Here is a 4,585-nt window from a genome sequence, read left to right as displayed (position 1 = left end):
GGTGTAGGGCGCTATACCGCCGCTGGCGGTCACTGTCTGCGAGTACGCACTGCCCACGCCCCCCACCGGCAGGCTCGTCGGCGCAATGACGATGGCAGGCGGCGCAACGTTGAGCGTGTAATTGGCCGAGACACTGAACGGCGCACCCGTGCCGGTGCTGCTGTCGGTGGCAGTGACAGTCAGCGGGAAACTGCCGGTCTGCACCGGCGTGCCGGACAACGTGCCGGTACTGCTGTTGAAGCTGAGACCCGCAGGCACTGTGCCACTCAAGGAATAGGCATAGGGCGCGCTGCCACCCACGGCAGTGAAGCCTTGGCTGTACGGCAGCCCGTATGCTGCCGGCAGGGTTCCGCCCGCCGGCGACAAGGAAAGCGTGGGCGCAGCGATGCTGAAGGAGTAGGCACGCTGGCCGGTCTGCAGGTTGGCGTCGCTGGCCTGCACGGTCACGTTGAACGTGCCGGCCGCCGTTGGCGTGCCCGACAGCACCCCGGACGCCGACAGTGACACGCCGGCCGGAAGACTGCCCGCAATGACCTGGAAGGTGTACGGCGCCACGCCACCGCTGGTGGTCAGGGTCTGCGAATACGGCGCGCCCGCCGAACCGGCCGGCAGCGACGATGGTGCAATCACGATGGTGGGCGCGGATACGGTGAGGGTGTAAACGCGGCTGAGCGTGTACGGCGCCCCGGCACCTGTGGTCGCATCTGTCACGCTGACCGTGATGGGGAACGTACCCGTCTGGGTTGGCGTGCCGGACAGCACACCGGTGGCGGCGGTGAAGGTGAGCCCATTAGGCAACGCGCCACTCAACGTGTAGACGTAGGGACTGGTGCCACCGCTGGCACTGAAGCTCTGGCTGTAGGCGGACCCATAAGTACCGTTCAGTGCGGCGCCAGACGGTGTAAGCGAAAGCACCGGTGTCGCAATGGCAATGGTATACACCCGCTGCCCGGTGAAGGCACCGGCATCGGTTACCTGCACAGTTACCGGGAACGATCCTACGGCGGTGGGCGTACCGGAAATCTGCCCGGTACTGGTGTTCAAAGCCAGACCGCCCGGCAAGGAGCCAGCGACAATCGCAAACGTATACGGTGCCCCTGCCCCGCCTGTGACCGTGAGCGATTGGGCGTAGGCCACCCCGGCAGTGCCGCCGGGCAACGCGGCCGGCGCGATCACCGGCACGTCCTGCTGCACCGTGCCGGCGTAGGCACGCGAGCCGGTGTAAGGGCCGCTGCCGGTACTGTTGTCGGTGGCCGTGAGGGTGAACGCGTAGGATCCCGCGGTGGTGGGCGTGCCGGACAGCACTCCGGCCCCGGACAACGTGATGCCCGCCGGCGTCGCGCCAGCAGTAACAGCGTAGGTGTACGGCCCCGTGCCACCCGATGCGGTAATGGTCTGGCTGAAGGCCGCGTTGCGGGTGAGCGCGGGCAAGTTGGTGGGCGAAATCGAAATTGTGGGGGTGGACACGACCAGCGTGTACGGTCGCGACCCCATGTTGCTGGCACTGTCGGTGGCCTGCGCGGTGAAGTTGAAGGTGCCGCCTGCGGTGGGCGTGCCGCTCAGGCTACCGTTCGTGGCCAGCGTGAGACCTGCGGGCAGTGCGCCTGCAATCACCGCAAAGGTGTAGGGTCCGTTGTTGCCGCCGGTGGCGGTCAACGTGGTGCTGTAGGCAGTGGCCACGCCAGCGTCTGGCAATGTTGCAGGCGAAATCACAATCGCCGGAGCCGCCGACACCACCATCGTGAAGGCCGTGGCATTGCGGTACGGGCCGGTGCCGGTACTGCTGTCATAGGCGCTGATGGAGGACGGGTAGTTGCCCACTGCCGTGGGGGTGCCCGACAGCACCCCGGTTGAACTCAAGACGATGCCCGGCGGCAGGTTGCCGGTATCCCGGGCGAATGTGGTGTACGGCGCCGTACCGCCCTGCCCGACCAGTTGATGACTGTAAGGCACGTTCACGGTCATCGTCGGCGGGGGCAGCAAGGTGATGGTCGGCGTGTCCACCACGAACGTATAGGTCTTGCTGGTGGTCAGGCTGGCGGCATCGGTGACATTCACCGTGGCCGAGTACGTGCCGCCACCACTGGCGACACCCGAGAAGGTGCCGTTGCTGAAGGTGATGCCCGGCGGCAGCGTCGCCGCACCCAGGGTGTACGTGTAGGGAGACGTACCGCCGCCGCTGCTCATGGACAGCGTGTAGCTGGCACCGATGACCGGCTTGGGGGCGTTGGCCGGCGTGACCGTGATCGGCGACGAGGCGGCACCGATGTTCACGGTGACGTTGATGATGTCGCCGTTGTCATCCTTGAAGGTGAACGTGTCGACCGGGGCGCCACTGCCGTTGTTGGTGTAGGTGACCCGGTTGGTCAGCGGGTTCACGCTCACCTGGCCGTGGGTGGTGGCGTAGTTATTGGGATTGCCACCCGGGCCGCTGCCACCGATGCCGCCGAAGGAGTCGCAGTGGCTGGCATCGATGACGATGGTGCCGCCGGAGGCCATGGGCGAGGTGGACGGCGCGGTACGCGCATCGGGGACCACCATATCCGGGCAATTGGCCGCCTGCACGCTGGCCGACCACAGCAACGCCATCCACAGTGGCGTCAATATAATGACGCGACGCAGTGTGAATGCCGACAGCTGATTCACCACGGCCAGCGCAGCGCGCTGGACCCACGTTCCCTGTGCCATGAGTTTATCCCCTGAAACCAGGGCCGCACTTCCCCACGAAAACGCCCCCCGGCGGGCGTAGTAGGTGACCAGCGGCAGCACTTGTCAAGTATGTCCTGTTTGATGAACAGTACAGCCACGCTCGGGGTCAGGAGCGGGAGCAGTACAAGAAAGGGGATATTCACGGTGTCCGATTCATTTCTTGGCCAGATAGTCATTTACTCGTTTGGGTTTCCGCCCAGGCAAACTGCGCAATGCAATGGCGCGATGCTGCCGATCAACCAGAACCAGGCATTGTTCAGCCTGCTGGGCACCCGCTTCGGCGGCAACGGCCAGACCACCTTCGCACTCCCTGACATGCGCGGCCGGGTGCCGGTCGGGCAAGGTCCACAGAATGTCACTGGAACCGCCGGCGGGGTGGAAGCGGTAACGCTCAATCAGACCCAGATTCCCATGCACGTCCATGTTGCCGCCGCCACCGGCGCCGATGGCACCGCGCGCAACCCGGTCGACAACTTGTACGCGAAGGCCGGCAGTCCACTTTATGGCCCGGCAAACGGGCACTTGGTGACGTTGAATCCCGCCACGGTTTCCAGCAGTGGCGGCAACCAGGCGCACGACAATATGCAGCCCTACAGCGTGCTGAATTTCTGCATGCTGCTGTCGGGCATTTTTCCTTCGCGCGGCTGACCGGAGACCTGCAATGAGCAATCCCTACGTCGGCGAAATCCGGCTGCTTCCCTTCAACTTCGCACCGCTCGGCTGGCAGGACTGCAATGGCGCACTGTTGTCGATCGCCGAGAACGACGTCCTGTTCAATCTCATCGGCACCACCTACGGCGGGGACGGCGTCAACACGTTCGCAGTACCCGACCTGAGAGGCCGCCTGCCGGTCCACCAAGGCGCGTTTCCCGGTGGCAGCCAGCGTGTACTGGGCAGCGTGGCAGGCAGCGAAACGGTGACCCTGCAACTGACGCAGTTGCCGGCCCATGGCCACCCCATGGTGGCCACCGACGCCGCCGCCTCCGCGCAGGCGCCATCGACCAGCACCGTGCTGGGTGGCATCAGCGGAGACACCATGTACACCAGCGACATCAACGGCGTGGCCAGTCGCGGGCTGGCAGCAACCATGCTGTCCTTCAGCGGCGGCAACCAACCCCACGACAACCTCATGCCGACACTGACCCTGCGGTACTGCATCAGCCTGTTCGGCATTTACCCGTCACAGAGTTGAGCCCGCGCATGACCACCATGGACTGCTGCAAATCCACAGGGAATTCTACTTATGTCTGACCAGTTTCTCGGCGAAATCCAGATGTTCGGCTTCGACTTCGCGCCGGCTCGATGGGCGCTGTGCGCCGGCCAATTGCTGCCCATCTCCCAGAGTACAGCGCTCTTTTCGCTGCTTGGCACCACCTACGGCGGCGATGGGCGAAGCAACTTCGCACTGCCCAACCTGCAGGGGTTCGCCGCGTGCGGACAGGGCCAGGGTCCCGCGCTCTCGGATCGGACGCTTGGCGAAGTGTTTGGCACTACCAGCGTTACCCTGCTCGAAAGCGAAATGCCGCGGCACAGCCATGCGGTGAACGTGTACGCACAGCGTGACGCAACCAAGCTGCATGGAACGCCGCTCCAAGGCGACGCCGTGACCATTCCCACCGCCACCGTGCCCTTTGCCGATGCCACGCCGGCCAACGCGGGTTTCGCGCCGTCGATGGTAGGCATGGGCGGGGGCAGTCAGCCGCACGAAAACCGGCAGCCCTACCTGACGGTGAACTTCTGCATCGCCCTGAGCGGCATCTTCCCTTCGCGTCCGTGACATCCGGCCACCCATCACTGCCGGGCTTCCCGACGTCGCTGCCACATCCCGTGGCGGCGACGTCGCCGTTGCACACCCATGGCATCACGCTGCGCCCTG

The 4,585-nt window shown here is 65.1% G+C and carries 4 protein-coding genes; 3 read left to right on the top strand and 1 reads right to left on the bottom strand.

Going from position 1 to position 4,585, the window contains the following annotated elements; genetic code table 11:
* Window positions 1–2,688: putative Ig domain-containing protein (locus DBR34_RS21270; protein ID WP_181393940.1), on the bottom strand; the 2,688-nt coding region annotated here is incomplete at its 3' end.
* 165 nt (window positions 2,689–2,853) lie between these two features.
* Between DBR34_RS21270 and DBR34_RS07675 the strand changes: the two genes are divergently transcribed.
* Genes DBR34_RS07675 through DBR34_RS07665 form a run of 3 tightly spaced genes read left to right on the top strand, consistent with a single transcriptional unit; the run spans window position 2,854 to window position 4,486 of the window.
* On the top strand, window positions 2,854–3,357 hold the full coding sequence (locus DBR34_RS07675; protein ID WP_128096351.1) for a tail fiber protein: 504 nt from the start codon (window positions 2,854–2,856) through the stop codon (window positions 3,355–3,357).
* A gap of 13 nt (window positions 3,358–3,370) precedes the next feature.
* The gene (locus DBR34_RS07670) at window positions 3,371–3,901 is read left to right on the top strand and encodes a tail fiber protein (protein WP_128096350.1); all 531 of its coding nucleotides are present in this window, start codon (window positions 3,371–3,373) and stop codon (window positions 3,899–3,901) included.
* Between the two features lie 51 nt (window positions 3,902–3,952).
* Complete coding sequence (locus tag DBR34_RS07665; protein ID WP_128096349.1) at window positions 3,953–4,486, top strand: tail fiber protein; 534 nt, start codon at window positions 3,953–3,955, stop codon at window positions 4,484–4,486.
* Window positions 4,487–4,585 lie beyond the last annotated feature (99 nt).

It is taken from the genome of Stenotrophomonas sp. HMWF003 (genome assembly GCF_003061285.1).
Lineage (GTDB): Bacteria > Pseudomonadota > Gammaproteobacteria > Xanthomonadales > Xanthomonadaceae > Stenotrophomonas > Stenotrophomonas maltophilia_AP.
Note: the sequence above shows the minus strand (reverse complement) of the source record. Positions and strands in the feature narration are given on the sequence as shown.